The sequence below is a fragment of the Quadrisphaera sp. KR29 genome (assembly GCF_052644995.1).
This window is the reverse complement of sequence record NZ_JBQXXG010000014.1, coordinates 1-25,687: the sequence shown is the minus strand read 5'-3', so window position 1 is coordinate 25,687 and position 25,687 is coordinate 1. Positions and strand designations below refer to the sequence as shown.

Here is a 25,687-nt window from a genome sequence, read left to right as displayed (position 1 = left end):
GCCACCGGACGGGCGGTTCCCACGTGCGCGTCAGCGGCCCGTCACCCGGGTGCCCCAAGATTCTCCGTCGTGGACCCGCTCGTGCGCCGAGACCGCCGCCGCCGCGCCGCCGCCCTGCTCACCAGGGCCGCGGGGCTGCTCGCGCTGCTGTCGGCGTCGCTGCCGCCGCTGCGCGGCAGGCTGGAGACCCTCCTGGGCCTCACCCCGTTCCTGCTGCCGGCCACCGCCGCCGGGGTGACGGCGCTGGCGGGCTGCACCCTGCTGGTGGTGGCGCGCGGCCTGCGCCGCGGCAGCCGCCTGGCGTGGGCGGCGGCGCTGGCGCTGCTCGCGGTCCTGACGGTTCTGCACCTGGCCAAGGGCATCGACTGGGAGGAGGCGGCGCTCACCGCCGCGGTCGGCGGCTACCTGGCCACCCAGCGCCGCGCCTTCCCGGTGCTGCCCAGCCGCGCCGCCGCGCTGCGCGCCGCGGTGCTGGGCCTGGGCGGGGCGCTGGCGGCCGTCGTCGTGGCGGCCGCCATCTCGGTGAGCTTCGGCGGGCACCGCCACCACGGCGTCTTCGGCGAGAGCGCCGAGCAGGCCGCGGGCCGCCTGGTGGGGGTGGAGCAGGCCCGCCGCGTGGGCGTGCCCGCCGGGGTGGTGCCGGGCCTGGGGCCGGCCAGCAGCCGCGTGCTGCCCGTGGTGGGCGTGGGCCTGGCCTGCTCGGCGCTGTGGCTGGCCTTCGCGCCGCGGCGGGCGCCGCGGCTGTCGCGCCACGACCACGACCGCGAGCGCGAGCGCGCCCGGCAGGTGGTGGCGCGCTGGGGCGGGGACACCCTCGCCTTCTTCGCGCTGCGCGACGACAAGGACTGGTTCTTCACGGGCTCCTCGGTGGTCGCGCACTCGGTGCGCGGGGACGTCTGCCTGGTCTCCCCCGACCCCGTCGGGCCTCCGGGCGAGCGCGAGGCGGCGTGGGCCGACTTCCGGGAGCACGCCGAGCGCAACGGCTGGACGGTGCTCGTCATCGGCGCCTCGCAGGAGTGGCTGCCGGTGTACGAGAGCACCGGCATGCGCGGGGTCTACCTGGGTGACGAGGCCGTGCTGGACTGCCGCACCTTCACGCTGGAGGGCGGGGGGATGAAGTCGCTGCGCCAGGCCTTCAGCCGGGTCGGGCGCGCCGGTGTCACCTTCAGCTTCCACTCCCCCGCCGACCTGCCGCCCGCGCTGCGCGCCGAGCTGGTCGCCCTCAGCACGCAGAGCCGGCGCGGCGAGGCCGAGCGCGGCTTCTCCATGACCCTGTCGCGCCTGGCCGACCCGGTGGACCCCGAGCTGCTGCTCACGGTGGCCCACCAGGCGCGCGAGGGCGGGGGCAGCCGGGTGGTCGGCTTCGTCCAGTGGGTGCCGGCCGCCGGTGTGGACGGCTGGTCGCTGGACGTCATGCGCCGCTCCACCGAGGAGGACCTGCCCTCCGGCATCGTCGACGCCATGATCATCGCGACCGCTCAGCACGTGCGCGAGTCCGGCCAGCAGGGTCTCGGGCTGAACTTCGCGGTGCTGCGCACGGTGGTCAGCGGGGAGCAGGAGGGACGGGTGCCCGAGCTCGCCCGCCAGGTGCTGACCCGGCTGGGCGGCCACTCCCAGATGGAGTCCCTGTGGCGCTTCAACGCGAAGTACGACCCGTCCTGGCGCGCCCGCTACGTCGTCGTCGACGACCTGGCCCAGCTCGCCACCGACGGGCTCGCGGTGGCCCGCGCCGAGGGGCTGACCGGGGAGCTGCCGCTGGTCTCGGCCATCCCCCGCCTGGGGGAGCAGCTCCAGGGCGTCGGCACGGCGCTGCTCGAGCGCCTGCCCGGGCGCTCCCGCCCCGGCGACCACGACGACGATGACGACGACGTGGGCGGTGACGTGGGCGACGGCGGAGCATCGCGCGGCGGGGCCGCACCCCCGCGATGACGGGTGCCGCGGCCCTGGGGCTGGCGGCCGCGCTCGTCGCGGCGGTGGGGTACGGCGCCGCCTCGGTGCTGCAGGCGGTCGGAGCGCGGCGCGCCGAGGCCGCGGCGCCTCCCGGGGCCGGCGCCGCGGCGAGCGGCCTGGCCCGCCAGCCCGCCTACCTGGCCGGGGTCGCCCTGGACGGCGCCTCCTGGCTGGTCTCGCTGGCGGCGCTGCGCACGCTGCCGCTGTTCGCCGTGCAGGCGCTGCTGGCGGGCTCGCTGGCGGTCACCGCCGTCCTGGGCTCCCGGGTCCTGAGCGTGCGCCTGGGGCGCCGGGGCGGGGTGGCGGTCGGCCTCGCCGTCGCCGGTCTGGCCCTGGTCGCTGCCGGCGCCCGTGCGGGCAGGCCCGAGCCGGCACCTGCGGGCGCGGTCGCGTGGTGCCTGGCGCTCGCGGTGGCGCTGGCGCTGCTGTGCGCCGTCCCGGCCGGGTGGGGGCGCGGCCTGCTGACCGGCCGGACCGGCGCCCTCGTCCTCTCCACGGCAGCGGGCGTGGCCTGCTCCGTCGCGGCGCTGTGCGCGCGGGTGGTGGAGCCGGCCTCCTGGCTGGGACTGCTGGCCGAGCCGGCCGTGTGGGCGGTGGCCGTCTCCGGCGTCGCCGGCACGGTGCTCTACGGGCGGTCGCTGGCCGGGGACGGGGTGGTGCTGGCCACGACGGCGCTGTGGGTGGTCGAGGTGGTGGTGGGCGGCGCCGCCGGCCTGCTGCTGCTGGGTGACGGCGTGCGCGCGGGCTGGGCCGCGCCGGTGCTGGCCGGGGTGGTGCTCGCGCTCGTGGCGTGCGCGGCGCTGGCCAGGCCGGCGGCGGCCGCGGGCCCGCCTGGCTGAGGCCGCGCGGCCGGCTCCGCGCCCTCCACCGCGCCCACCGGCGCTCCTGCGACGCGGGTCCGGCGCCTCAGGCCAGCTCCCCGTCGAGGTAGGTCCAGCGGCGCTGCTCGCGCACGAACGTGCTGCGCTCGCGCAGCACCCCGCGCTCCGGCCCGCGCCGCCAGCGCGCCTCGAAGAGCACGACGCCCTCGTCGTCGAAGGGGCCGCCGCCGCGGGTCTCCAGCACGTCCAGGCGCACCCAGCGCTGCTCGTCGTCCAGCTGCAGCTCCTCGGCGTCCGGGCGCGTGGAGGGGTGCCAGGTGCGGGCCAGGTAGCCGGTGTCGCGCAGGACGAAGGCCGTGTACCGCGAGCGCATGAGCGCCTCCGCGGTCGGGGCGTCGACCTCTCCGCGGTGGTGGCGGCCGCAGCAGGCCGCGTAGGCGTCACCGCTGCCGCACGGGCAGCGGCTCGCGCCGGCGGTCGCGCTGTCGGTGGCGCTGTCGGTGGCGCTGCCTACGGTGCCCGTCATGACCTCCAGTGTGGGACCCCGCGCCGAGCGACCGACCATGCCGGAGGGGTACGGGCTGCCCGAGACCACCGACGGGGTGCTCCCGTGGGCCGCCGTGGAGGAGCGGCTGGTGGCCGCGCAGCACTACTGGCTGGCCACCACGCGGCCCGACGGGCGCCCGCACGTGGTGCCGCGGTGGGGCGTGTGGTTGGAGGGGCGCTTCTGGTACGACGGCGCACCCACCACCGTCCACGCGCGCAACCTGGCGTCCAACGCCGCGTGCTCGCTCCACCTGGAGGACGGCGCGCAGGCGGTGGTGGTCGAGGGCGAGTCCCACCCCGCCCGCGCCGACGCCGACGACCTCGGCCGACGGCTGTCGGCGGCGTTCGCCAAGTACCACGGCGCCGGGTACTCCCCCGGCGCCGACGCCTGGGCGGGCCCGGACGGCGGCGGCCTGCGCGTGCTGGTGCCGCGGCGCGCGCTGGCCTGGTTCTCCTTCCCCACCGACTGCACGCGCTTCACCTTCGGCTGACCCGTCAGCGCCGGGGGCGTGACACGACGGAAGGCCCGACCTGGTGGTCGGGCCCTCCGCGGGGTGGGGTGCCGCTCTGCTGGGCTGCTGAGAGCGACGAGTGGAGGTGGCGGGAATCGAACCCGCGTCCGCCGTCGTACCCCCAGGGCTTCTCCGGGTGCAGACCGTGAGTCGTTCTGCTCGGCCCCAGCGCTCACACGGACGTTGCGCTGACGGGCCCAGCCACCTTGGTTTCCCACCGACCCCGGTGACACTGGTCGGTGGTGGAGCTCCCTAGCTGACGCCGGTACCCGGGCCGGGAGCACTCCCGGGCCGACGGACTTTCACCTCAGCTGATCAGGCAGCGAGAGCGAAGTCGGTGCTCTTGGAATCGGCACCTATGGGTTTGCAAGGGACGTTAACGAGATGACCTTGCCTTCTCGACCCGCTTCCCCTGGTTCGACGATGCGACGTCGAGACCTGGCACCCCCTGTGGAGTTGTGCGGAGCACTCTACGCGCTCCACCGGGTGCAGCGCTGCGCGGCGCGGCCCTGTTCCCGCACCGGGGCGCGGACCGGGTCAGACTGGTCCCGTGGACGACGACGAGGTCGGTCGGGTGGAGCAGGTCGAGCACCGGCTGCAGCGCTCGCTCAGCGCGTGGGTGGCGCTCAGCGCCGTCGGCGGGGCGGTGGCGCTCGCCGCCGGGCGCTCTCGGACGGACCCCGCGCTGCGCGCCTTCGGGGTGCAGACGCTGCTGTGGGCCGCTGTCGACGCCGGCGTGCTCGCCGCCAGCCGGCGCGGCACCACGCCGCCGGCCGGCCGGCTGCGGGCGCTGCTGCTGGCCAACGCCGCCGCCGACGTCGGGTACGTCGGCCTCGGGGCGGCGCTGGCCGCCCGGCCGCAGCGCGTGCCGCGCCGCCTGAGGCGCCGCGGCACCACCGACGCGGCGCTGCGCGGCCACGGCCTCGCGGTGGTGCTGCAGGGAGCGGCGCTGCTCGTCCTCGACTGCACCTCCGCGGCCCGCCTGCGCCCGCCCCGCTCCTGACCGCCCCTCCCCGCCACGACCACGCACCTGCGCGCCACCTGCCCTCCGTGATCATGGGCGGTCGGCCACCTCGCGACCTCGACGCTCCGTCGGCTGGTGGGGCTGCGGAGGGGGCAGGCTGAGTGCCGGTGGACCGGACCCGTCCCGCTTCCGGGCCCTGACCCGGCACCGGGCCTCAGGCTCCCCACCGGGCGTGCTCGCCTGGCGCACCGGCGCACGACCGTCGACGGGAGGGGCGACGCAGCGCCCTCCCCGGCGACGATCACGCAGCTGCGCGCCACACCCGCGCGGCTCAGGCGGTGAGCACCAGCTTGCCGCGGACGTGGCCGTCCATCTGGGCCCTCCAAGCGTCGGCGGCGCGCTCCAGCGGGAACGCCTCCTGCACCTCCACGCGCACCGCGCCCTCAGCCACGAGCGCCGCGAGCTGCGCCAGCTGCCCAGCGTCGGGGATGACGAAGCAGTAGACGCCCCCCACCTCGGCGACCGCCTGCGGGTCGACGTTGGAGGCCGTGCGCGCCGGGTCCTTCGCGAGCTCGGCGGACTGCCGGATGGCGTCGCCACCGATGTAGTCGACCGCGGCGTCGACGCCCTCGGGGGCGAGCGCCCGCACGGCGTCGACCAGGCCGTCGCCGTAGAGGACCGGCTCGGCGCCGAGGGAGCGCACGAAGTCGTGGTTGCGCTCGCTGGCCGTCCCGATGACGCGGGCGCCGCGGGCCTTGGCGATCTGGACGGCGAGGTGCCCGACGCCGCCGGAGGCGGCGTGGACGAGCACCACGTCGCCCGAACCCGCGCGCACGGCCTCCAGTGACTGCAGCGCGGTCAGCCCGGCCAGGGGCAGGGCGCCGGCCACCTCCCAGGAGAGCGCCGGCGGCTTCAGCGCCCAGTGCCGCTGGTTGCCGGCCACGAGCTCGGCGTAGCAGCCGTCGCGCACGAAGTCCTTGCGCAGGTACCCGAGCACCTCGTCGCCGGGGGCGAGGTCGTGCACGGCCGGGCCCACCGCCTCGACGACGCCGGCGGCGTCCCACCCGGGGATGGTCGGCAGGAAGGACGGGAAGGCCCCCTGCAGGTACCCGGCGCCGACCTTGAAGTCGACCGGGTTCACCCCGGCTCCCTCGACGCGGACGAGCACGGAGTCCGGGCCGACCACGGGGTCGGGCTGCTCGCCGACCTCCAGGACCTCGGGACCGCCGTAGGACGAGTGGAAGACTGCGCGCACGGCTCACCACCCTGCGCCGCGCTCAGCTCGCCCGCGAGCCGAACCGCCCGGGGGGGCGACGACGGGAGCTACTCGCCGATGCGGGTGCGCTGGCGCATGGCGCGCTGGGCCTCGCGCTCGTCGGTGGCGGTGCGCAGCGCCTGCCGCTTGTCGAAGGTCTTCTTGCCCTTCGCCACGCCGATCTCCACCTTGGCCCGCCCGCCGCGGAAGTACAGCTGCAGCGGCACGAGCGTGTACCCGGACTGGCCGGCGGCCTGCGCGAGCTTGTCGATCTCGGCGGCGTGCAGCAGCAGCTTGCGGCGCCGGCGCGGCTCGTGGTTGGTCCACGTGCCCTCGGTGTACTCGGGGATGTGCACGGCCTCGAGCCACGCCTCACCGCGCTCCACCTCGGCGAACCCGTCCACGAGGGAGGCGCGGCCCTGCCGCAGCGACTTCACCTCGGTGCCGGTGAGCACGAGCCCGGCCTCGAAGACGTCCTCGATGGCGTAGTCGAAGCGGGCGCGGCGGTTGGAGGCCACCACCGTCCGGGTGGTCGTGTCACGGCCGGTGGCGGCTGCGGGCTTGCTGGTCTGCGGCGCGTGCCACTCCCCGCGCCCACCTCGTCCGGCCATCGGTCCAGTCTACGGAAGCCCGCCACCCGGTTCCCGGGCGCGCCGGTGCTGCGGCGCGGTCAGAGCCAGCCCGCCATGGCGTCGGTGGGCGAGCCGTCCACGCGCACCTCGAAGTGCAGGTGGCAGGCGGTGCCGACGCCCGTGCTGCCCGAGTAGGCCACCAGGTCGCCCTTGCGCACGTCCTGCCCGGAGCGCGCCACGAACCGCGACAGGTGGGCGTAGGCGGTCGCGACGTCGCGCCCGCCCACGGTCCCGTGGTCGATGACGAGGATGTTGCCGTAGCCGGTGCCGGGCCCGGCGCGCACCACCTCGCCGTCCGCGGCCGCGTACACCGGGGTGCCGCACGCGGCCCGCAGGTCCGTCCCGGCGTGCAGGCGCCGCACGTGGTAGACGGGGTGCACCCGGTAGCCGAAGCCCGACGTCACCGTCATCGCGGCCAGCGGGTTGCCCAGCAGCCCGCGCTGGGGGGCGGCCGAGCCGCCCCCGCCTCCCCCGCCTCCCGAGCCGCCGCGGGCGCGGGCGCGGGCGCGCAGCTGCGCGGAGATGTCGTCGCTCTCCCGCTGCGCCTGCGCCACCTGCTGCTCGTAGTCCCGCTTCTGCGCCTCGATGTCGGCGAGGGCGGCCTCCTTGGTGGCCTCCAGCTGCGCCAGCTCGTCCGTGGCGGCCTGGGCCTGGGCCTCGGCGCGCTGGGTCTGGACCAGGTGGTCGGCCGCCTGCTGGCGCAGCTCGGCCATCTGCTGGCGCACCGCCTCCAGCCGCTCCGCGCGGTGCTGCTGCTCGGCGCGCACCTGCGCCAGGCGCGCGGTGGAGCTCTGCTGCACGCGCGCCGCGGCGTCGACCAGGGCCAGCCTGTCGGCCAGCTCGCTGGGCCCCTGGCCACCCACCACCGCCGCGGCGAGCCCCGCGTCGACGCCGCCGCCGCGGTAGGTCGCCGAGACCAGGCGCGAGACGCGCTTCTCTGCGGCGGCCAGGTCGGCCTCGCCGCCCGCGAGCTCCTGCACCGCCACCTGCTCGGCGGCCTCGGCGGCCGCCAGCTGCCCGGCCAGCTCCACGTCGCGGTCCTGGGCGGTGCGCACCTCGCCCTGCGCCGCCTTCAGCGCCGCCTGCACGGCGGGCTGGCGGGCCTGGACGTCGGCGAGCTCGGCGGCGGCGCGCTGGGCCCGCTCACCGGTGTCGGCCAGGCCCTCCTGGGCCTGCGCCAGGGCGTCCTTGAGGCGCTGCTGCTGCGCCTTCAGCTGCGCGGTGGTGGTCGCGCCGGCCGGCTGGGCGCCGTCGGCCACCCCGACGGCGCCACCGGCGCCGACGAGCAGGGCGACCGCCAGCGCGAGCGCCGGCAGCCGTCGTCGTCGTCCTGGTCTCCCCACAGCCGGGCTCGCAGCCCGGCTCAGACGCGCAGGTAGCGCGAGAGCGTGGTGACCGAGGCGGTGCCGGCCAGCAGGACGGCGATGGCCAGCAGCACCGGCGCCACGAGCCACACCTGGTGGGTGCCGACGTAGCCGAACAGCGGCAGCGCCTCGACCAGCCAGCCCTGCACCCCGAAGCGCACGGCGGCGTACAGGACCCCCACGGCCAGGCCGGCGCCGACGACGGCGGCGAGCACGCCCTCCAGGAGGAAGGGCAGCTGGATGAGCAGCTTGGAGGCGCCGACCAGGCGCATGATCCCGGTCTCGCGGCGGCGGCTGAAGGCGGACAGGCGGATGGTGGTGGCGATGAGCAGCGCCGCGGCGACGATCATGACGACGGCGAAGCCGCCGGCCACCGCGGTGGCCACGTTGAGCACCGTGAAGAACGGGTCGAGCACGCGGCGCTGGTCCTGCACCTCCTCCACGCCCGGGGTGCCGGCGAAGTACTGCGTGACCACCTCGTACTTGGTGGGGTCCTTGAGCTTGACCCGGTAGGACTCGTTGAGCTGGTCCTCGGTGGCCGACTCGGCGATGGCGGTGCCCGCGAACTGCTCCTGGAAGCGCGCGAAGGCGTCGGCCTTGGACTCGAACTGCACCGACTCCACGTACGGCGCGAGCGTGGGCGAGCGCAGGTCGGCCAGCACCGCCTCGCGCTGGGCGGCGCTCACCTCACCGCCGGTGCAGGTGGGCGCCTCGGAGTCCTTGGCGCACAGGAACACCGAGACCTGCACGCGGTCGTACCAGTAGTCCTTCATCTGCCCGACCTGCAGCTGCAGCAGGCCGCCGGCGCCGACGAAGACGAGCGAGACGAAGGTGACCAGGACGACGGAGACCGTCATCGCGGCGTTGCGGCGCAGGCCGGTGAGGATCTCCCCGGCCAGGAAGCGGAGCCTCACCAGGTCACCCCCTGCTGCGCGGGCCGCTCGAACCGCTCGGACCGCTCCGCCCGCTCCGACCGCTCGGACCGTGCGGGTGCGACGGCGGGAAGCTGCGCGCTCACCATGCCCGTGACGGGCGCGGTGCCGTAGCCGCCGGCGACCTCGTCGCGCACGACGACGCCGCCCTCCAGCTCCACCACGCGCTTCTTGCTGGCGTCGACCAGGCCGTGGTCGTGGGTGGCCATGACGATGGTGGTGCCGGTGCGGTTGATGCGCTCCAGCAGCCGCATGATGCCCTCGCTGGTCACGGGGTCGAGGTTGCCGGTGGGCTCGTCGGCCAGCAGGATCGACGGCCGGTTGACGAAGGCGCGGGCCACCGCCACGCGCTGCTGCTCACCGCCGGACAGCTCGTGCGGCAGGCGCCGCTCCTTGCCCGACAGCCCGACCAGCTCGAGGGTCTCGGGCACCACCTGGGCGATGTGGTGGCGGCTCTTGCCGATCACCTGCAGGGCGAAGGCCACGTTCTCGAAGACCGTCTTGCTCGGCAGCAGGCGGAAGTCCTGGAAGACCACGCCCATCTGGCGGCGCAGGTGCGGCACCTTCCAGCTGGACAGGCGGGCGACGTCGCGACCGGCCACGTGGACGTGGCCGCGGGTCGCGACGTCCTCGCGCAGCACCAGGCGCAGCAGCGTGGACTTGCCCGACCCGGAGGCCCCCACGAGGAAGACGAACTCCCCGCGCTCGATGTCGAGGTCGACCCGGTGCAGAGCCGGCCGCCGGGAGCGCGGGTAGGTCTTGGAGACGGACTCGAAGCGGATCACGGTCGCCTGCCAGCTCGGGTGCGGGGTGCGTGATCGAGGTTAGGCAGGCCGACGCGCCCGAACCGGGCATCTCGCCCGGCGTGTCCGCCACTTCCCGCGGGGCGGTCCCCGGGGGTCAGCTCTCGGAGGCGCGCTCGCGCTGGCGGCGCCAGCGGATGCCGGTCTCCAGGAAGTCGTCGATCTCACCGTCGAAGACGGAGGCCGGGTTGCCGACCTCGTGCTCGGTGCGCAGGTCCTTGACCATCTGGTACGGGTTGAGCACGTAGGAGCGCATCTGGTTGCCCCAGCTGCCGGAGTCGTCGCCCTTGAGGGCGTCGAGCTCGGCCTGGCGCTCCTCGCGGGCCCTGACCAGCAGGCGGGCCTGCAGCACCCGCAGAGCTGCGGCCTTGTTCTGCAGCTGGCTCTTCTCGTTCTGGCAGCTGACCACGATGCCGGTGGGGATGTGCGTCAGGCGCACCGCGGAGTCGGTGGTGTTCACCGACTGCCCGCCCGGGCCGGAGGACCTGAAGACGTCGACGCGCAGGTCGTTCTCGGGGATCTCGATGTGGTCGGTCTCCTCGGTGACCGGGAGCACCTCCACGCCGGCGAAGGAGGTCTGGCGCCGGCCCTGGTTGTCGAAGGGGCTGATCCGCACCAGGCGGTGCGTGCCCTGCTCCACCGAGAGGGTGCCGTAGGCGTAGGGGGCGTGGACGGCCATGGTGGCCGACTTGATGCCCGCCTCCTCGGCGTAGGAGGTGTCCATGACCTCGGCCTTGTGGCCGTGGCGCTCCGCCCAGCGCAGGTACATGCGCAGCAGCATCTCGGCGAAGTCGGCGGCGTCGACGCCACCGGCCTCCGCGCGGATCGTCACCAGCGCCTCGCGCTGGTCGTACTCCCCCGACAGCAGCGTGCGGACCTCGAGCTCCCCCAGCGCCTTGCGGATGCCCGTGAGCTCCTTCTCGGCCTCGGCCCGCGTCTCCTCGGCCGTCTCGGCGTCGCCCTCGGCGGCGGCCTCGTCGGCCATCTCCACGAGGGTCTCGAGGTCGTCGATGCGGGCGCCCATGCGCTCCAGCCGCTCCAGCTCGGACTGCGCGTGCGACAGCCGGCTCGTCACGGCCTGGGCGTTCTCGACGTCGTCCCACAGGTCCGAGGCCGAGGCCTGCTCGGTGAGCTGGGCGACCGTGGCCTTGAGGGCGTCGACGTCGCTGACCTCGCGGACCGCGCGGTAGGTGCTGCGGAGGGAGGAGATCTCAGCGGGGAGGTCGACTGCTGCCACGACCGGCAAGACTACGACGGCCGATGATGCGTCCATGACTGAGCAGACCGGGCAGCAGCAGCCCCTCGTGGTCGTCCCGGAGGCGGAGGGCGTCGCGGCGCTGTCCTCGGCGGGGGTGCGGACGGTGGTCGTCGCGCCCGACGCGCCGGTGCCGGACGAGCTCCGGGGCGCCTCCGTGCTGGTGGTCGGGCCCGCCGAGTCGCCCGCCGAGGTGCGGGCGGCGCTGGAGCAGGTCGCGCAGCTGCCCGACCTGCGGCTGCTGGTGAGCCTCGGGCAGGGCAGCGAGCAGTGGGGCGGGCTGCGCGAGGGCGTCGCGATCGCCACCGCCCGCGGCGCGCACGGCGGCTCGACCGCGGAGTGGGTGCTCGCGGCGGTGCTGGCGCAGCTGCGGCTGCTGCCCGAGCACCTCGAGGCCCAGCGCGAGCGCCGGTGGGGCGGGCGGACCGCCCGCACGCTGATGCGCTCGCGCGTGGTCGTGCTGGGTGCGGGCGACCTCGGCGAGAACGTCAGGGCCCGGCTGGCGCCCTTCGGGGCGGAGGTCGTGGTGGCGGCGCGGACGGCGCGCGAGGGCGTGGTGAGCATGGAGGAGGCGCGGTCGCTGCTGGGGCGGACGGACGTGCTCGTCGTCGTCCTGCCGCTCACCGAGGACACCCACCACGTGGTCGACGCGGAGCTGCTTGCCGCCCTGCCGGACGGCGCGCTCGTGGTCAACGCCGGGCGCGGGCCGCTGGTGGACACGTCCGCGCTGCTCGCGGAGCTGCAGAGCGGGCGGCTGCTGGCGGCGCTCGACGTCACCGACCCCGAGCCGCTGCCGGCCGACCACCCCCTGTGGGACGCGCCGGGCCTGCTGCTGACCCCGCACGTGGCGGGCAACACCGAGGGCGCCGGCGAGCGGGCGTGGGCGCAGGTGGCCGAGCAGGTGGCGGCGTTCGCGCGCGGTGAGGCGCCGCCGAACCTCGTGCGCTGACGCCCGTCGACCGTGGACGCTGTGCTCCGGTGCGGACCCCCGCACCGGAGCACAGCGTCCACGGTCGAGGCCGGCGAGGCGCCGCCGCCGGGCGGGTCAGTTCATGAGGTCGTTGAGGAAGCCGCCCTGCTGCTGACCGCCCTGGGTGGGCGTGGGCCGGCCCTCGCTGGGCTGCACGAGCACGAAGCCGGGGCCGTGGAAGAGGTACTGGAACGCCTCCCCGGAGCCGCCGCGCAGCAGCGAGCGGACGTTCATGCTGCTCACCAGCTGCGGACGGAGGTGGCTGGACCAGGCCACGGCGGCCTGGACGTCCACCCCGGTGGGCTGCTGGGAGCAGTCGAGCAGCACCGGCGGGCCGTCGCTGGTCAGCGCGACGACGCCGTGGCCGCTCACCTCCACGTTCCACACCCCGCCGGACAGGCGCCCGGCGCCCTGCACGCGGCGGATGTCCCACTGCAGGCTCGCGTCGAAGGCGAGCAGGTTCTTGCCGTCCACGCTGATGCCGTCACCCTCGAGCAGGATGAGGTGGACGTGCTCGGCGGTGTTGGCGAAGAAGACCTCGCCCTGCCCAGAGACCCGCATGAGCGGGGTGTCCTCGCTGGTGACGAGCTTCTTGATGAACTTGGCCATGGTGCCCGAGCCCTCGTGGTCGAAGCGCACGGAGCCCTGGTAGGCGACCATGGAGCCCTTGGCCGCGAGCACGTCCTGGCTGAGCGTGACCCGCAGCATCGCGGAGTTCTGCAGCACCCAGCGCTCGCTGGTCTGCTTCTCGGCGGTGGCGGCGTCGAAGAGGTTGCTGCGCACGACGCAACCCTGGCACCGCGGGCCCCGGAGGTCCAGGGCCTCCGGGGCCGCGGGTGCCGGTCGCGCCGCGTCCTCAGAGGGGGCGCAGCGCCAGCGCGCGGCGGGCCGCGCGGACGGCGAGGCGCTCGGCCTTCGCCGCCAGGCGGACCGCTCGCGCCCGGTCCCTGCGGGCCGCCTCGTCGCGGGAGGCGGCCACGGCGCGCTGCAGCTCAGCGCGGTGGACGTGCTGCAGGGTCAGCAGCTGGTCGGGGTGGTACGTGTGCACGGCGGGCTCCTCAGGGGGTGGCCCGCGGCGCCGCCGGTCAGGCGACGGCGCCCACGGGCTCGGGCAGGGGGTGCTTGCGGGGGCGGCCGCGGGGCCGCTTGCGGGGCACGACGACTCCGGACAGGACCAGCTCGCCGCCCCAGACGCCCCAGGGCTCTGAGCGGTCCAGGGCACCGGCCAGGCACTCCGCGCGCAGCGGGCAGGCCGTGCACAGCGCCTTGGCGGTCTCGACGTCCTGCGGGAGCTCGGCGAACCAGAGCTCCGGGTCGTTGACCCGGCAGGGCAGCGACGACATGGGGTGTTCCTCTCGGTGTGGCGGTGCTGCGGAGCGGTGCGGGGACCGTGAGCAGCACGAAGGCCGCGGGTCCCCGGTGTCGGGGATCCGCGGCCTGTCGCCGGGAGAGGAGCGGACCTAGCTGGTCAGCACCTGCCGGCGGACAGGGAGGAGCCCCGAGACGGGCGGGTTCGGGATGAGGGCGCCCATGAGGACGGCGTGCCGCTGGCGCCGGGCGCGACCGGCGACGACGCCGGGGGCCGCGGGCACAGCGGTGCCCCGGGACCCACCGGGGGTGGGCACGCGGAGGTCGGAGGACGACACCTCGAACGGGCTGTTCACGTACTCCGTCATCTCGCACCTCCCTCGTCCGCGCGCCGTCCGCCGTGGACAGCGCTCATCGCGTGACCACGAGGCTAGGGGGCCTCGTGCGAGCCGCACAACAGGTTTTTCCGGCTCGTCGCCGGCGGCCGCGCTCGCCGCCCTCCGCGGAGGGCGCGCAGACCGCGGCCGGCGAGCACCAGGGCTGGTGGGGGGGCCGCAGCGGGCCCCCCGCGCCGCCCGCTCCTCAGACCTTGAAGGTGGAGACCAGCTGGCGCATGTCCTCGGCGATGGCGGTCAGCTCCCCGGCGGCCGCCTGCGCGGCAGCCGCACCGGCGGAGGCCTCCTGCGCCACCTGCGCCACCTGGTCGACCGCCGCCACCACCCGGTGGCTCGCGGCCGCCGCGCTCGACCCGGTGCCCGACATCTGGGTGGTCACGGCCGACTGCTCCTCCACCGCGCTGGCCATGGTGCCGTTGTGCTCGTGGACCTGGTCGACCACCGAGCGGACGTGCTCCACCGCGGTGGTGGCCTCCTGCGTCCCGGCCTGGATGGCCTGCACCTGCTCGGTGATGTCCCCGGTGGCCCGGGCCGTCTGCAGGGCCAGCTCCTTGACCTCGCCGGCGACGACGGCGAAGCCCTTGCCCGCCTCCCCGGCCCTGGCGGCCTCGATGGTGGCGTTGAGCGCGAGCAGGTTGGTCTGCTGGGCGATGGCGTTGATGAGGTCGACCACCGCGCTGATCTGGGCGCTGGCTCGCCCGAGGGACTCGATCTGCTCGGCGGCGCGCCCCGCCGTGGTGACCGCCTCCACCGTGACGGAGGAGGCCCGGCTGGCGCTGGTGGCGATCTCGCCGATCGAGGCGGCCAGCTCGTCGTTGGCGGTGGCCAGCTCGCGGATGCTCCCGTCGACGTCCTGCGCCGAGCGGGCCGCGTCCACGGCGCGCTCGGAGGTGGTGGAGGCGGCGGTGTGCAGCCCGGAGGAGACGCTGCTGACGGCGGTGGCCGTCTCGGTGAGCCGGGCGGCGGCCTCGGTGATGGAGCGCACCGTGGAGCTGACCTTGGCCTGGAAGCGGTTGAAGGCGGCGGCGAGCTGGCCCGCCTCGTCCGAGCGCGACTCGTCCAGGCGCTGGGTGAGGTCGCCGTCGCCGTCGGCGATGTCGGAGAGCCTGTCGCGCAGCACCTCCAGCGGCCTCACGGTGCGGCGGGCGATGACGACGGTGACCAGCGCCATGGCGAGCAGCGCGCCACCGGCCAGCAGGAGGCAGAGGGTGCGCAGGCGGTCGGCGGAGGCCAGCACCGTGGACAGGGGCACGGTGACGACCACGGCCCACGTGTCGGTCTCGCCGAGGGGGACGGGCACGGCGACCACGCGCTGCTCGCGCCCGTCGACGACGGCGGTGGTGCTGGTCGTGCGGCCAGAGGCCACCGCGGCCTGCGCGAGCCTGCCCGCCTCGCCACCGAGGGGCTCACCGACCTCGGCCCCGGCGCCGGAGCCGACGACGACGCCGGAGGCGGTCACCAGGGTGGACCGGCCGGCGCCCAGGGGGCGGATGGCGGCCACCTGCTCCTGCACCGAGCTCAGCGGCAGGTCCACGCCGGCCACGCCGACCACCTCACCGCCGCGCACCACGGGCGCCGCCGCGGAGGTCATGAGCACCTGCTGCCCGCTGACCTCGTAGCTGTAGGGGTCGAGCACCTTCTCCCGGCCGGAGCGCTGGGCGATGACGTAGTAGTCACCGGCGCCGGCCTCGGTGTAGCCCGTCAGCGCCGTGACGGCGATCGAGGAGCCGTCGCGGTACCAGTAGGAGACGTAGCGACCGGTGGCGTCGCTGCCGGCGGCGTCGACGTGGCGGGCGTCCTGGCCGTCGAAGGCGTCCGGCTCCCACCCCGACCACGAGCCCAGGAACTGCGGGTGGGCCGCCAGCAGGTCGCGCTCGATCGCGTCGGCCTGCTCGCGCGTGCCCCCGGTGGCGCTCAGGGCGCCCAGGGTGGCGGCCAGCGAGCGCGCGGCCTGCACCCCGGTGGCGATGTCCTCGCGCACGGTCGCGGCGCCGGCCTCGGCGGCCGCGTCGGTGTAGCGGAAGGCCGACTCCTCGGCCATCGCCTGGGTGCGCTGGCCGATGACGCCGACCAGGGCCACCAGCGCCACGGCGAGCATCGCCACGACGCTGAGGACCAGCCGGGCCTTCATCGTGCGGGTGAGGGTCTCCACGGGTGCTCCTGCTGCTCTGCTCGGGCGCACGGGACGTGCCGCAGGAGGGATCGGGTGCCGGCGCGCCCGCCTTGAGCGCTCAGGCGCCGGTGGCCCCCGCCAGGACGCCGAGCACCGCCTCGCCGTACCGCTCCAGCTTGGCGGGACCCACGCCCGGGATCCGCGCGAGCGACCCGGTGTCCGACGGCGTCGTCTCGGCGATCGCCACCAGCGTCGCGTCGGTGAAGACCACGTAGGCGGGCACCTTCGCCTCCGCGGCCGTGGCCGAGCGCCAGGTGCGCAGCGCGTCGAAGACCGCCTCGTCGTAGGTGGGCGGGCAGCTCTCGCAGCGGCCCACCTTGCGCTCGGCGGGGGTGTTGAGGGCCAGGCCGCACGAGCGGCACGTGCGGGCCAGGCCGGGGCCCTTCCTGGAGCGCCCACCGCCCCCGCCGCCGCCCGAGCCGCCCCGGCGCCGCTCCCGCTCGGCCGGGTCGACGGGGCGCAGCCCGTCGAGGAAGCGCGAGGGCGTGCGGCTGGCCCTCCCGCCCGGGGTGCGGGCGCGGCCCCAGGAGACGGCGAGGTGCTCGCGGGCGCGGGTGATGCCCACGTAGAGCAGGCGGCGCTCCTCCTCCACCTTCTCGGGGTCGTCGGCGGAGAAGCTGATCGGCAGCAGCCCCTCGCTCACCCCGACCAGCCACACGGCGTCCCACTCCAGGCCCTTGGCGGCGTGGAAGGAGGCCAGCGTGACCCCCTGCACCGTGGGGGCGTGCTGGGCGGCCGAGCGCTCGTCGACCTCGGTGACCAGGTCGGCGACCCGGGCGCCGGGGCGGGCTGCGGCGACGTCGTCGGCGAGGGCGGCGAGCGCCTGCAGCGAGGCCCAGCGCTCGCGGGCGGCGCCGGCGGCGGTGGGCGGCTCGGCGGTCCATCCGGCGCTGGCCAGCACGTCGCGCACGGCCTCGCCCAGGGGGCGGCTGCCGTCGTCGGAGCGGGCCGCGCCGCGCAGCAGCAGCACGGCCTGGCGGACCTCGGCGCGGAAGAAGAACTTCTCCCCGCCGCGCAGCTGGTAGCCCACCCCGGCGTCGGTGAGGGCGGCCTCGAGGGGCTCGGACTGGCCGTTGGTGCGGAACAGCACGGCGACCTCGGCCGGCGGCGTGCCGGCGTCGATGCGGCGGCGCACCGCGGCGGCCACGCCGGCCGCCTCGGCGACGTCGTCGTCGTACTCGGTGAAGGTGGGGTCCGGGCCGGGCGGGCGCTGCGCGACCAGCTCCACCCGGGCCCTGACCGCCGCGGCGGGGGCCCTGTCGAGCAGGCGGTTGGCGAGGGCGACCACCTGCGGGGTGGAGCGGTAGTCGCGCACGAGCCGGATCACCGAGGCGCCGGGGTGGCGCCGGGGGAACTCCAGCAGGTGCGCCGGGGTGGCCCCGGCGAAGGAGTAGATGGTCTGGCTGGCGTCGCCGACCACGCACACGTCGTCGCGGCCGCCCAGCCACAGGTCGAGCAGGCGCTGCTGCAGCGGGGAGACGTCCTGGTACTCGTCGACGGTGAAGTGGCGGTACTGGCGGCGCACGCTCTCGGCGACGTCACCGCGCTCGGCGAGGATCCCGCAGGTCAGCAGGAGCACGTCCTCGAAGTCCATGGCGCCGCGGTCGGTCTTGACGTCCTCGTAGGACTGCATGACCCGGCTCATCGCCCCCGGGTCCAGGCCCGCCGGCGGGGTGCGCCCGGCCCGCGCCACCGCGGCCGGGTAGGCCTCGGGGGTCAGCAGCGCCACCTTGGCCCACTCGACCTCCGCGGACAGGTCGCGCACGGCCGTGCGGTCCACCGACAGCCGCAGCCGGCTGGCGGCCTCGGCGACCAGGCGGGCCTTGTGCTCCACGAGCACCGGCAGCGGCCCGCCCACGGCGGTGGGCCAGAAGTACTGCAGCTGGCGCAGCGCGGCGGCGTGGAAGGTGCGCGCCTGCACCGCGGGCACCCCGAGGTCGCGCAGCCGCGAGCGCATCTCCCCCGCGGCGCGGGAGGTGAAGGTCAGCGCGAGCACGCTGCGCGGGTCGTACACGCCGGCGTGCACGCCGTGCGCGATCCGGTGGGTGATGGCGCGCGTCTTGCCGGTGCCCGCCCCCGCCAGCACGCACACGGGGCCGCGCAGCGCGGAGGCCACCGCCCGCTGCTCGGGGTCGAGCGAGGCGAGGACGGCGTCGGCCAGGGTCGCGTGCGTGGCGGGTGCTGACATGTCCCGGCCATGATGGCTGACCGTGCCGACACCGCCGTCCCACCGTCCACAGGCGAGCGCCGCCGAGCTGGTCGATCGCGCCCGCGCCCTGGTCGAGGCCGCCGGTGGGCGGCGCGTGCTGCTGGGGCTGGTCGGGGCGCCCGGCGCGGGCAAGTCGACGCTGGCCGGGCAGCTGGTCTCCGCGCTCGGCGCCGAGCTGCCCGGCGGGGCGGCGCTGGTGGGCATGGACGGCTTCCACCTCGCCCAGGCCACGCTGGACCGCTGGGGGCGGGCTGACCGCAAGGGCGCACCCGACACCTTCGACGCCGGCGGCTACGTCGCGCTGCTGCGCCGGCTGCGCGCCCGCGACGAGGACGTCGTGCACGCCCCCGAGTTCCGCCGCGACCTGGAGGAGCCCGTGGGCAGCGCCGTGCCCGTGCCCCGCGAGGCCTCCCTGGTGGTCACGGAGGGCAACTACCTGCTGCTGGACGGGCCCTGGGCGCCGGTGCGCGAGCTGCTCGACGAGGTGTGGTTCCTCGCTCCCGCCGAGGACCTGCGCCTGCAGCGCCTCGTGGCCCGCCACGAGGCCTTCGGCAAGGCGCCCGAGGCGGCGCTGGCGTGGTCGCACGGGCCCGACCAGGCCAACGCCGACGTCGTCCTCGCCACGGCCCGGCGCGCCGACCTCGTGGTGCAGCTGCGCGGCTGAGCCGCAGCACCCCGGGATGACACCGGCGCGGAGAGGTGTTGACGCCCTGCGGAACGCACGCCCACCGACCCGAGGAGACCGATGTCTGCGCCCACGCTGCCCGAGCAGGGGTCCATCACCATGTACACGACCACGTGGTGCGGCTACTGCAAGATCCTCAAGAAGGGCCTGCAGCGCGAGGGCATCACCTGGAACGAGGTGAACATCGAGGAGGTCCCCGGCGCCGCCGAGTACGTGCAGAGCGTCAACGGGGGCAACCAGACGGTGCCCACGGTCGTCTTCCCCGACGGCTCCTCCGCGACCAACCCCTCCCTGGCCGAGGTGAAGGCCCGCCTGTCCTGAGGGTCGAGCCGCTCGACGCCGCCGGGCTCGCGCAGCGGGCCCTGGCGGCGCTCGAGCGCTCCGGCGGCCGGCGCCTCGGCGTGGACGCCGCGGTGCCGGCCGACGCCGCCGTCGTCGCCGACGCGGTGGTGGCCGCCCTCGAGGCCGAGGGCCGACCGGTGCTGCGGGTGAGCGCCGAGGACTACCTGCGGCCGCGGTCCCTGCGCCTGGAGCACGGGCCGTCCGACCCGGACGCGGGGTACGAGGGCTGGTACGACGCCTACGCCCTGCTGCGCGAGGTGCTCGACCCGCTGGGTCCCGGCGGCGCCGGCACCTGGCTGCCAGCCCTGTGGGACGCCGAGCGGGACAGGGCCACGCGGCAGCCGCGGCGGCAGGCCCCGCCGGGAGCCGTGCTCGTGCTCAGCGGGCCCTTCCTGCTGCGCTGGGAGATGTCCGGGGCGCTGGACGCCGTGGTCCACCTGCAGACCTCCCCCGCCGCCCAGCGCCGCCGGCTGGACCCCCGCGACGCCGACCGGGTGGTGGGCGCGTGGGCGCGCTACCTCGAGGAGACCGACCCGGCAGCGCGCGCCGACCTCGTGGCGCGCTGCGAGGACCCGCGCCACCCCGCCCTCGTGGTGGGCTGACCGCCCCTCCGGACCGCAGGCGGCGCCCGGGCCTCAGCGCCAGGCGCCGCCGGAGTCCTCCAGCGGGCCGCCGTACCAGTGCTCGATGATCCGCCGCGCGATCGAGACCGGCGGCGGCAGCAGCACGTCGCCGTCGCGCAGCGCCGCGACCAGCTCCTCGCGGGAGAACCAGCGCGCGTCGGTGATCTCCACGTCGTCGGTGAGCACCTCGGTGCTCACCGCGGTGCCCCGGAAGCCGAGCATGAGCGAGGCGGGGAACGGCCAGGGCTGGTTGCCCAGGTAGTCGACGTCGCCGACCTCGATGCCCACCTCCTCCAGCACCTCGCGGCGCACCGCGGCCTCCAGGGACTCCCCGGGCTCCACGAAGCCAGCCAGCGTGGAGTAGCGGTTGGCCGGCCACATGTCGTTGTGGCCCAGCAGGAGCCGGTCGTCGGCGTCGACCACCGACATGATCACCGCGGGGTCGGTGCGCGGGAAGTGCTCGCTGCCGTCGGCGGTGCAGCGGCGCACCCACCCCGCCTGCTCCACCGACGTCGGTGCGCCGCAGCGCGGGCACCGCGGGTGGACCGCGTGCCAGCGCAGCACGGCCACGGCCTGGGTGAGCAGGCCCGCCTCCAGGGCGTCCAGCTGCGCGCCGAGGGTGCGCAGGTCGGCCCAGTCGTCACCGCCGCCGGGGTCCAGGGAGGGGTCGGCGACCTCCTGCGCCACGTACCAGGTGCCGTCCGGGCCGGTGCCCAGCAGCACCCGCACCCCGTGCGGGGCTCCCGCGGGCGCGTGCGAGGGCGGCACCAGCGCCAGCCGCGGTGCGCCGCCGGCCGCACCACCACCACCGCCGCCAGAGCCCTGCCGGACGGGGGTGCGCCCGTCGTGGACGCGCAGCACGCGCGTCGCGTCATCGGCCCACAGCCGCTCCAGCAGCCCGTCGTCGCCGCGGCGGGCGCCCTGGCGGTCCGAGGTCGAGCGGGACAGGGAGAGGTCGGGCAGGGGTGCGGGAGCCACGGCGCCACCGTAGGCAGCCCCGCGCCGCGCGTCAGGCGGGGGGCTTGAGGGGGTCGTGCCCGATCGACATCAGGTGCCGGCGCCAGGCGGCGTCACCGGCCTGCGGCTCGGCCTCCGGGTCGGTCCGCTCCCGGACCGTGGTGACCACGCGCTGCATGAGCTGCAGGTCGTCCGGGGTGAGGTCGCCCTTGCGCTTGCCCAGCACGTGCACCACCTGCTGGCCCGCCGGCCGCCCGGCCTCGTCCGGCGTCGCCTCGGTGTCGGTGCCGGCGGCGTCGGTGCGCAGCCAGTCCTCCAGCTCGCGGCTGGTCATGTTCACCGCCTGGTGGAAGGCCCTCCACAGCGCGTCGACGTCGTGGACCTCCGGGGCTCCGGTGCTCTCGGTCATGCTCCCGGCTACCCGCGGGCGGGTCCGCGAAACCCGCCCGCCACGCCCTAGCGTTGCCCCGTGCGCCGCGACCCCTACCTCATGGCCGCGCTCGCCAGCGCCGCGCTGCCCGGCGCCGAGCCGACCCGGGTGCAGCTGCTCGACACCTCCGGTGCGGACCTCGACCTCGCGCTGGTGCAGGACGACCGCGGTGAGCGGCACGTCGTCAGCGCCCCCCGCGGCCCCGCGGCCGGCGCCGACCTCGAGCGCGAGGCCGCCGCGCTGGGGCTGCTGGCGCGCCTGGCCGACCCGGCGACCGGCGTCCGCCTGCCCTTCACCGTCCCCGCGGTGGCGGGGTGGACCCCGCTGCCCGAGGGAGGGCGCGCGGTGGTGACCACGTGGGTGCCCGGGGACGAGGTCGACGTGGCGGCCCTGCGGCCCGGCCCGCTGGCGACGTCGCTGGCGCACGCGCTCGCGGTGGTGCACGGGCTGCCGGCCTCCGCGGTCGACGACGCCGGGCTGCCGGTGTGGAGCGCGTCGGAGGTCCGCGACCGCCGCCTGTCGGAGCTGGACCGCGCCGCCGCCACCGGACGGGTGCCCGCGCGGCTGCTCGCGCGCTGGGAGCGCGCCCTGGAGGAGGTGCGCTGGTGGCGCTTCTCCCCCGTCGTCGTCCACGGCGACCTCGACGGCACCCGTGTGCTCACCGACGGGCGCGAGGTCACCGGCATCACCGGCTGGGGCTCCCTCAGCGTCGGCGACCCCGCCGACGACCTCGGCTGGCTGGCCGCCGCAGCCCCCACCGAGGCGCTCGAGGCGGTCCTGGCGGCGCACGCCGGCGCCCGCCACGAGCCGCTCGACCCGGCGCTGGCCGCCCGCGCCCGGCTGGCCGGGGAGATGGCGCTGGCCCGCTACCTGCTGCACGGCGCGGCCCTGGAGGACGACGACGTGCTGGACGACGCCACCGCGATGCTGGAGGACCTCGAGGCCTCCCTCGACGACGACGACGAGATGGGGCTCTGAGGCGTGAGGGTCGCTGCGCTCAACCTGGCCTCCGGCCGCGGTGCGGACGGGCGCCCGCTCGGGCGGGCCGCGCTGCGGGAGGCCCTGCGCGGCCTGGAGGGCTGCGACGCGGTGGCCCTGTCCGAGGTCGACGACGCCCAGCCCCGCTCCGGGGGCCTGGACCAGGCCGCCGAGGCCGCCGACGTCCTCGGCGCCCGGCACTGGCGGATGGCGCCGGCGCTGGCCGGCACCCCGGGCCTGCGGCGGGACTGGGCGCCCCTGGCCGGGACGCTGCGCGGGCCCACGCGGGACGGGGCCGCCGCCGACGTCGGGCTCGGTCACCGCCGTCCCGCCTTCGGCGTCGCGCTGGTCGTCCGGCGGCCGGTGACCGCCTGGCACGCCCTCGACCTCGGCACCGGACGCGGCCGGCTGCCGCTCGTCGTCCCCGACCCGGCCAGCGGCCGCACCGGGGTGCTGCTGTTCCCCGACGAGCCGCGCACGGCGGTGGCCGCGGTGCTCGCCGACGGCACCGTGGTGGCCGCCACGCACCTGTCCTTCGCCCCGCCGACGGCGCTGCGGCAGCTGCGGCGCCTCGCCGGCTGGCTGCGCGGGCTCGCCCCCGCCGGCCCCGACGGCGCGACCCGGCCCGTGCTGCTGGCCGGGGACCTCAACCTGCCGGCAGCGCTGGTGCGCCTGGCGGCCGGCGCCCCCACCCTCGTGCGCGCCCCGACCTTCCCCGGTGCTGCGCCGCGCGTGCAGCTGGACCACGTGGTGTCCCTGGGCGCCCCGGTCAGCGCGAGCGGGCGCGCGGTGCGGCTCGACGTGGGCGACCACCGCGCGCTCGTCGTCGACGTCTCCCCGCGCTGAGGCCGCTCAGTCGTCCCAGCCGGTCTGCGGGGTCGCGCACGTCTCGCGGAAGACGTACTGCGAGGGAGCCCGCCGCTCGCTGCTGGACCAGTCGATGGCCGGCCGGCGCTGCTCCGGCGGCAGGTGGCCGATGCGGTAGACGGCCATGAGGTCGAGGTCGTCGGGCACCCGCAGCAGCTCCTCGATGCGCTCCCACGCGCCGGGGACCTCCATGGGGAAGGAGACGAACTGGATGCCCAGACCCAGCTCGACCGTGGTCAGCCAGATGTTCTCGACCGCGGCGCCCAGGGAGAACAGCGAGTAGAAGGCCGACAGCTCCCCCGGGCGGTGCTCGGCCCTGTCGAGCAGCGCCGCCAGCAGCAGGGGTGAGCCGGCGACCAGCGCGCGGTTCTCCTCGCCGAGCCTCTGCGGCACGCGCAGCGCGTTCATCAAGCTCTGCCCGCGGCGGGTGAACACCTGCCCGGTGAAGGGGCGCAGCGGCGCGGGCAGCCTGTCGAAGAGCATGCCGCTGCGGTGCTGGGCCATCTCCTCGGCGCTGAAGCGGAAGTACCGCTTGTAGCGCTCGAAGAAGGTGCCGTTCGACATCGCCGTGGTCATGCTCTCGCCGCTGATGGCGGCGATGCGCTCGATGGTGGCGCGGTCCTCCACGAGCACGAACCGCCACGGCTGGCTGTTGAGCTGGCTCGGCGCCCGGCCCGCGACCTCCACGAGCAGGCGCTGGTGCTCCTGGCTCACGGGGTCGGGCAGGAAGGCGCCGTTCGTGGTGCGCCGGCGGCGGATCGCGTCGAGGAGCTCCACGCTCAGGCCCCCGCTCGCGCCGCGGCCCACGCGGCGCCCGTGGCGCCGAGCAGCGGCGGCGCCAGCGACGCCGCGAGCACCACGTGACCGGTCCCCCCCGCACGGACCCGGGGGACGACGGCCAGCGGCAGCAGCGCGGGAGCCAGCAGCGCCGCCGTCGTCCTGCTGCGGCCGTCGACGGCGCAGGCGGCGAGCGCGAGCAGCGTCCACGCGCACGTGGAGGTGTACAGGGCGTGGTGCGGCCAGCGGCTCCCGCGGCGGCCGCGCCGCGCGGCCAGGCCGACCCCGCAGTTCGCGGCCCAGCTGGCAGCGGCGGCCGTGCTCAGCGCCGCGCCCACCCGGGCGGGCACCCGCCGGGCGTCCCCCGGGTTCCTCGTGCGCACGCGCTCACGCTAGAGGCCCCCCACCGGTGCCAGCACCGGGGCCGCAGCCCGCTCGCGGCCAGCGCGACGCGGGACTCACCCTGGCTCAGCCGATGCCCAGGTGGTCCTCCACCGCAGCCAGGGCGGTGTCGAGGGCGGCCAGGCCCTCCTGGGCCTCGGCGTCGGTGACGGTGCACGGGGGGACCACGTGCAGGCGGTGGTAGTTGGTGAAGGGCAGCACGCCGTTCGCCTTGCAGCTCTTCACGAGCACCCCCATCGCCTCGCTGGTACCGCCGTAGGGGGCGATCGGCTCCTTGGTGACCCGGTCGGCGACCAGGTCCAGGGCCCAGAAGACGCCCAGGCCGCGGACCTCGCCGACGACGGGGTGGCGCTCGGCGAGCTCGCGCAGACCGGGGCCGAGCACCTCCCGCCCGATGCGGTCGGCGTTCTCCACGATCCCCTCCTCGCGCATCGCCGTGATCGTGGCCACCGCCGCGGCGCACGCCAGGGGGTGCCCGGAGTAGGTCAGCCCGCCGGGGAAGGGACGGTCGCGGAAGGTGGCGGCGATCGGGTCGCTGATGATGACCCCGCCCAGCGGGACGTACCCGGAGTTGACGCCCTTGGCGAAGGTGATGAGGTCGGGGACGACGTCGAAGTGCTCCACGGCGAACCAGCGCCCCGTGCGCCCGAACCCGGCCATCACCTCGTCGGCGATGTAGACGATGCCGTGGCGGTCGCACAGCTCCCGCACCCCGGCCAGGTAGCCCGGCGGCGGCGGCATGATCCCGGCGGTGCCCGGCACGGTCTCCAGGACCAGCGCCGCGATGGTGGCCGGGCCCTCGAAGGCGATGAGCTGCTCCAGGTGCGCCAGCGCCCGCTCGGTCTCCTCGGCCTCGGTGGTGGCGTGGAAGGGCGAGCGGTACAGGAACGGCCCGAAGAAGTGCACCGCTCCGGCGGAGCCGTAGTCGTTGGGCCAGCGCCGCGGGTCGCCGGTGAGGTTCACCGCGGTGGAGGTGCCGCCGTGGTAGCTGCGGTAGGTCGACAGGACTTTGTACCGGCCGGTGTGCAGGCGCGCCATGCGCACCGCGTGCTCGATGGCGTCGGCGCCGCCGTTGGTGAAGAAGACGGTGTCCAGCCCCGCCGGTGCGACCTCGGCGATGAGCTGGGCGGCCTTGGAGCGCGCGGCGTTGGCGTGCTGGGGAGCGATGGTGCACAGGCGCTGGGCCTGTTCGACGATGCCGGCCACGACCGCGGGGTGCTGGTGGCCGATGTTGGTGTTGACCAGCTGGCTGGACAGGTCCAGGTAGCGCTTCCCGTCGCCGTCCCAGACGTAGGAGCCCTGCGCCTGGGTGATGACCATGGGTCGCAGGGGCCCCTGCGCCGACCAGGAGTGGAAGACGTGCTCGCGGTCCAGGCGGTAGGTCTCCTCCGGGCTGAGCAGGTCCTCTGTCGGCGTGGTCTCGAGCAGCGTCATGGCGGTCACTCCTTCGTCGTGCGCGTGGGATCGTCGACGCTGGGTCAGGCGTTGGTGGGGAAGCCCAGGTCCAGGCCGGCGTGGGAGGGGTCCAGCCAGCGGC

Annotated in this window: 28 protein-coding genes and 1 other RNA gene; 10 read left to right on the top strand and 19 right to left on the bottom strand. The window is 76.2% G+C overall.

The window, feature by feature from the left end; all coding sequences use genetic code 11:
- The first annotated feature begins 69 nt into the window (after window positions 1-69).
- Window positions 70-1,929, top strand: coding sequence for a bifunctional lysylphosphatidylglycerol flippase/synthetase MprF (locus ACUN9U_RS13295; protein WP_445485476.1), 1,860 nt, complete (start codon window positions 70-72; stop codon window positions 1,927-1,929).
- Window positions 1,926-2,789: a hypothetical protein gene (locus ACUN9U_RS13290; protein WP_445485475.1), complete on the top strand. Its 864-nt coding sequence runs from the start codon at window positions 1,926-1,928 to the stop codon at window positions 2,787-2,789. The genes ACUN9U_RS13295 and ACUN9U_RS13290 overlap by 4 nt, the downstream gene beginning before the upstream one ends.
- Window positions 2,790-2,856: 67 nt before the next feature.
- Here the strand turns inward: ACUN9U_RS13290 and ACUN9U_RS13285 are convergent, their stop codons facing one another.
- Window positions 2,857-3,297: a YchJ family protein gene (locus ACUN9U_RS13285; protein WP_445485474.1), complete on the bottom strand. Its 441-nt coding sequence runs from the start codon at window positions 3,295-3,297 to the stop codon at window positions 2,857-2,859.
- On the opposite strand from ACUN9U_RS13285, the gene ACUN9U_RS13280 reads away from it, so the two are divergent.
- The gene (locus tag ACUN9U_RS13280; RefSeq protein ID WP_445485473.1) at window positions 3,296-3,808 is read left to right on the top strand and encodes a pyridoxamine 5'-phosphate oxidase family protein; all 513 of its coding nucleotides are present in this window, start codon (window positions 3,296-3,298) and stop codon (window positions 3,806-3,808) included. The two genes, ACUN9U_RS13285 and ACUN9U_RS13280, sit on opposite strands and share 2 nt — an antisense overlap.
- A gap of 98 nt (window positions 3,809-3,906) precedes the next feature.
- On the opposite strand, the gene ssrA is transcribed toward ACUN9U_RS13280, so the two are convergent.
- Window positions 3,907-4,278, bottom strand: a transfer-messenger RNA (tmRNA) gene (gene ssrA, locus ACUN9U_RS13275).
- Between the two features lie 101 nt (window positions 4,279-4,379).
- Between ssrA and ACUN9U_RS13270 the strand changes: the two genes are divergently transcribed.
- A complete protein-coding gene (locus tag ACUN9U_RS13270; protein WP_445485472.1) occupies window positions 4,380-4,832 on the top strand; it encodes a DUF6992 family protein in 453 nt (150 codons plus the stop codon).
- A gap of 292 nt (window positions 4,833-5,124) precedes the next feature.
- Here ACUN9U_RS13270 and ACUN9U_RS13265 read toward each other — a convergent pair whose 3' ends face one another.
- From ACUN9U_RS13265 to prfB, 6 genes are all read right to left on the bottom strand, one after another.
- Window positions 5,125-6,048 (bottom strand): NADP-dependent oxidoreductase, encoded by a 924-nt coding sequence (locus ACUN9U_RS13265; protein ID WP_445485471.1) that lies wholly within the window; start codon window positions 6,046-6,048, stop codon window positions 5,125-5,127.
- Window positions 6,049-6,116: 68 nt separating this feature from the next.
- Window positions 6,117-6,659 carry an SsrA-binding protein SmpB gene (gene smpB, locus ACUN9U_RS13260; protein WP_445485470.1) on the bottom strand — a complete coding sequence of 181 codons (543 nt, stop codon included), beginning with the start codon at window positions 6,657-6,659 and terminating at the stop codon, window positions 6,117-6,119.
- A gap of 59 nt (window positions 6,660-6,718) precedes the next feature.
- A complete protein-coding gene (locus ACUN9U_RS13255) occupies window positions 6,719-8,023 on the bottom strand; it encodes a peptidoglycan DD-metalloendopeptidase family protein (RefSeq protein WP_445485469.1) in 1,305 nt (434 codons plus the stop codon).
- A gap of 20 nt (window positions 8,024-8,043) precedes the next feature.
- Window positions 8,044-8,958 carry a permease-like cell division protein FtsX gene (ftsX, locus tag ACUN9U_RS13250; RefSeq protein ID WP_445485468.1) on the bottom strand — a complete coding sequence of 305 codons (915 nt, stop codon included), beginning with the start codon at window positions 8,956-8,958 and terminating at the stop codon, window positions 8,044-8,046.
- Complete coding sequence (gene ftsE / locus ACUN9U_RS13245) at window positions 8,955-9,761, bottom strand: cell division ATP-binding protein FtsE (RefSeq protein WP_445485467.1); 807 nt, start codon at window positions 9,759-9,761, stop codon at window positions 8,955-8,957. Before ftsE ends, ftsX begins: the two co-directional genes overlap by 4 nt.
- A 115-nt stretch (window positions 9,762-9,876) precedes the next feature.
- Entirely contained in the window at window positions 9,877-11,016 is a 1,140-nt protein-coding gene (gene prfB / locus ACUN9U_RS13240) for a peptide chain release factor 2 (protein WP_445485466.1), read from the bottom strand.
- Between the two features lie 34 nt (window positions 11,017-11,050).
- Between prfB and ACUN9U_RS13235 the strand changes: the two genes are divergently transcribed.
- Window positions 11,051-11,983 carry an NAD(P)-dependent oxidoreductase gene (locus ACUN9U_RS13235; protein ID WP_445485465.1) on the top strand — a complete coding sequence of 311 codons (933 nt, stop codon included), beginning with the start codon at window positions 11,051-11,053 and terminating at the stop codon, window positions 11,981-11,983.
- A 96-nt stretch (window positions 11,984-12,079) separates the two neighbouring features.
- Here the strand turns inward: ACUN9U_RS13235 and ACUN9U_RS13230 are convergent, their stop codons facing one another.
- From ACUN9U_RS13230 to ACUN9U_RS13205, 6 genes are all read right to left on the bottom strand, one after another.
- Window positions 12,080-12,787, bottom strand: a complete 708-nt coding sequence (locus tag ACUN9U_RS13230; RefSeq protein ID WP_445485464.1) for an AIM24 family protein — start codon at window positions 12,785-12,787, stop codon at window positions 12,080-12,082.
- Between the two features lie 73 nt (window positions 12,788-12,860).
- Window positions 12,861-13,052, bottom strand: a complete 192-nt coding sequence (locus ACUN9U_RS13225) for a hypothetical protein (RefSeq protein ID WP_445485463.1) — start codon at window positions 13,050-13,052, stop codon at window positions 12,861-12,863.
- A gap of 37 nt (window positions 13,053-13,089) precedes the next feature.
- Window positions 13,090-13,434 carry a WhiB family transcriptional regulator gene (locus ACUN9U_RS13220; RefSeq protein WP_445485556.1) on the bottom strand — a complete coding sequence of 115 codons (345 nt, stop codon included), beginning with the start codon at window positions 13,432-13,434 and terminating at the stop codon, window positions 13,090-13,092.
- A gap of 30 nt (window positions 13,435-13,464) precedes the next feature.
- On the bottom strand, window positions 13,465-13,680 hold the full coding sequence (locus tag ACUN9U_RS13215) for a hypothetical protein (protein WP_445485462.1): 216 nt from the start codon (window positions 13,678-13,680) through the stop codon (window positions 13,465-13,467).
- 214 nt (window positions 13,681-13,894) lie between these two features.
- Window positions 13,895-15,859, bottom strand: a complete 1,965-nt coding sequence (locus tag ACUN9U_RS13210) for a methyl-accepting chemotaxis protein (protein ID WP_445485461.1) — start codon at window positions 15,857-15,859, stop codon at window positions 13,895-13,897.
- A gap of 79 nt (window positions 15,860-15,938) precedes the next feature.
- On the bottom strand, window positions 15,939-18,068 hold the full coding sequence (locus tag ACUN9U_RS13205) for an ATP-dependent DNA helicase UvrD2 (RefSeq protein ID WP_445485460.1): 2,130 nt from the start codon (window positions 18,066-18,068) through the stop codon (window positions 15,939-15,941).
- 22 nt (window positions 18,069-18,090) lie between these two features.
- Here ACUN9U_RS13205 and ACUN9U_RS13200 point away from each other — a divergent pair, with 22 nt between their 5' ends.
- The 3 genes from ACUN9U_RS13200 to ACUN9U_RS13190 all read left to right on the top strand — a co-directional run bounded on the left by ACUN9U_RS13200 (window position 18,091) and on the right by ACUN9U_RS13190 (window position 19,718).
- Window positions 18,091-18,753, top strand: a complete 663-nt coding sequence (locus tag ACUN9U_RS13200; protein ID WP_445485459.1) for a nucleoside/nucleotide kinase family protein — start codon at window positions 18,091-18,093, stop codon at window positions 18,751-18,753.
- Between the two features lie 81 nt (window positions 18,754-18,834).
- A complete protein-coding gene (locus ACUN9U_RS13195) occupies window positions 18,835-19,095 on the top strand; it encodes a mycoredoxin (protein WP_109772431.1) in 261 nt (86 codons plus the stop codon).
- Window positions 19,096-19,175: 80 nt separating this feature from the next.
- Window positions 19,176-19,718, top strand: coding sequence for a uridine kinase (locus ACUN9U_RS13190; RefSeq protein ID WP_445485458.1), 543 nt, complete (start codon window positions 19,176-19,178; stop codon window positions 19,716-19,718).
- Window positions 19,719-19,751: 33 nt separating this feature from the next.
- On the opposite strand, the gene nudC is transcribed toward ACUN9U_RS13190, so the two are convergent.
- Both nudC and ACUN9U_RS13180 read right to left on the bottom strand, forming a co-directional pair.
- Window positions 19,752-20,717, bottom strand: a complete 966-nt coding sequence (gene nudC, locus ACUN9U_RS13185) for an NAD(+) diphosphatase (protein WP_445485457.1) — start codon at window positions 20,715-20,717, stop codon at window positions 19,752-19,754.
- Window positions 20,718-20,748: 31 nt separating this feature from the next.
- Window positions 20,749-21,105 (bottom strand): DUF3140 domain-containing protein, encoded by a 357-nt coding sequence (locus tag ACUN9U_RS13180; RefSeq protein WP_445485456.1) that lies wholly within the window; start codon window positions 21,103-21,105, stop codon window positions 20,749-20,751.
- A gap of 60 nt (window positions 21,106-21,165) precedes the next feature.
- Here ACUN9U_RS13180 and ACUN9U_RS13175 point away from each other — a divergent pair, with 60 nt between their 5' ends.
- Both ACUN9U_RS13175 and ACUN9U_RS13170 read left to right on the top strand, forming a co-directional pair.
- Window positions 21,166-22,104 carry a phosphotransferase gene (locus tag ACUN9U_RS13175; RefSeq protein ID WP_445485455.1) on the top strand — a complete coding sequence of 313 codons (939 nt, stop codon included), beginning with the start codon at window positions 21,166-21,168 and terminating at the stop codon, window positions 22,102-22,104.
- 3 nt (window positions 22,105-22,107) lie between these two features.
- Complete coding sequence (locus ACUN9U_RS13170; protein ID WP_445485454.1) at window positions 22,108-22,950, top strand: endonuclease/exonuclease/phosphatase family protein; 843 nt, start codon at window positions 22,108-22,110, stop codon at window positions 22,948-22,950.
- A 6-nt stretch (window positions 22,951-22,956) separates the two neighbouring features.
- Here the strand turns inward: ACUN9U_RS13170 and ACUN9U_RS13165 are convergent, their stop codons facing one another.
- The 3 genes from ACUN9U_RS13165 to ACUN9U_RS13155 all read right to left on the bottom strand — a co-directional run bounded on the left by ACUN9U_RS13165 (window position 22,957) and on the right by ACUN9U_RS13155 (window position 25,584).
- Window positions 22,957-23,748 carry a nitroreductase family protein gene (locus ACUN9U_RS13165; protein WP_445485453.1) on the bottom strand — a complete coding sequence of 264 codons (792 nt, stop codon included), beginning with the start codon at window positions 23,746-23,748 and terminating at the stop codon, window positions 22,957-22,959.
- Window positions 23,749-23,750: 2 nt separating this feature from the next.
- Window positions 23,751-24,131 (bottom strand): hypothetical protein, encoded by a 381-nt coding sequence (locus tag ACUN9U_RS13160; RefSeq protein WP_445485452.1) that lies wholly within the window; start codon window positions 24,129-24,131, stop codon window positions 23,751-23,753.
- A gap of 85 nt (window positions 24,132-24,216) precedes the next feature.
- The gene (locus tag ACUN9U_RS13155) at window positions 24,217-25,584 is read right to left on the bottom strand and encodes an aspartate aminotransferase family protein (protein WP_445485451.1); all 1,368 of its coding nucleotides are present in this window, start codon (window positions 25,582-25,584) and stop codon (window positions 24,217-24,219) included.
- Window positions 25,585-25,687: the final 103 nt, after the last annotated feature.

Bases quoted from the DNA above. Each gene is read 5' to 3' on its own strand.
- ACUN9U_RS13215 (WP_445485462.1), bottom strand. From the start codon at position 13,680: ATGACGGAGTACGTGAACAGCCCGTTCGAGGTGTCGTCCTCCGACCTC.
- ACUN9U_RS13235 (WP_445485465.1), top strand. From the start codon at position 11,051: ATGACTGAGCAGACCGGGCAGCAGCAGCCCCTCGTGGTCGTCCCGGAG.
- smpB (WP_445485470.1), bottom strand. From the start codon at position 6,659: ATGGCCGGACGAGGTGGGCGCGGGGAGTGGCACGCGCCGCAGACCAGC.
- ACUN9U_RS13280 (WP_445485473.1), top strand. From the start codon at position 3,296: ATGACCTCCAGTGTGGGACCCCGCGCCGAGCGACCGACCATGCCGGAG.
- ACUN9U_RS13195 (WP_109772431.1), top strand. From the start codon at position 18,835: ATGTCTGCGCCCACGCTGCCCGAGCAGGGGTCCATCACCATGTACACG.
- ACUN9U_RS13290 (WP_445485475.1), top strand. From the start codon at position 1,926: ATGACGGGTGCCGCGGCCCTGGGGCTGGCGGCCGCGCTCGTCGCGGCG.
- ACUN9U_RS13205 (WP_445485460.1), bottom strand. From the start codon at position 18,068: ATGTCAGCACCCGCCACGCACGCGACCCTGGCCGACGCCGTCCTCGCC.
- ACUN9U_RS13155 (WP_445485451.1), bottom strand. From the start codon at position 25,584: ATGACGCTGCTCGAGACCACGCCGACAGAGGACCTGCTCAGCCCGGAG.
- ACUN9U_RS13285 (WP_445485474.1), bottom strand. From the start codon at position 3,297: ATGACGGGCACCGTAGGCAGCGCCACCGACAGCGCCACCGACAGCGCG.
- ACUN9U_RS13180 (WP_445485456.1), bottom strand. From the start codon at position 21,105: ATGACCGAGAGCACCGGAGCCCCGGAGGTCCACGACGTCGACGCGCTG.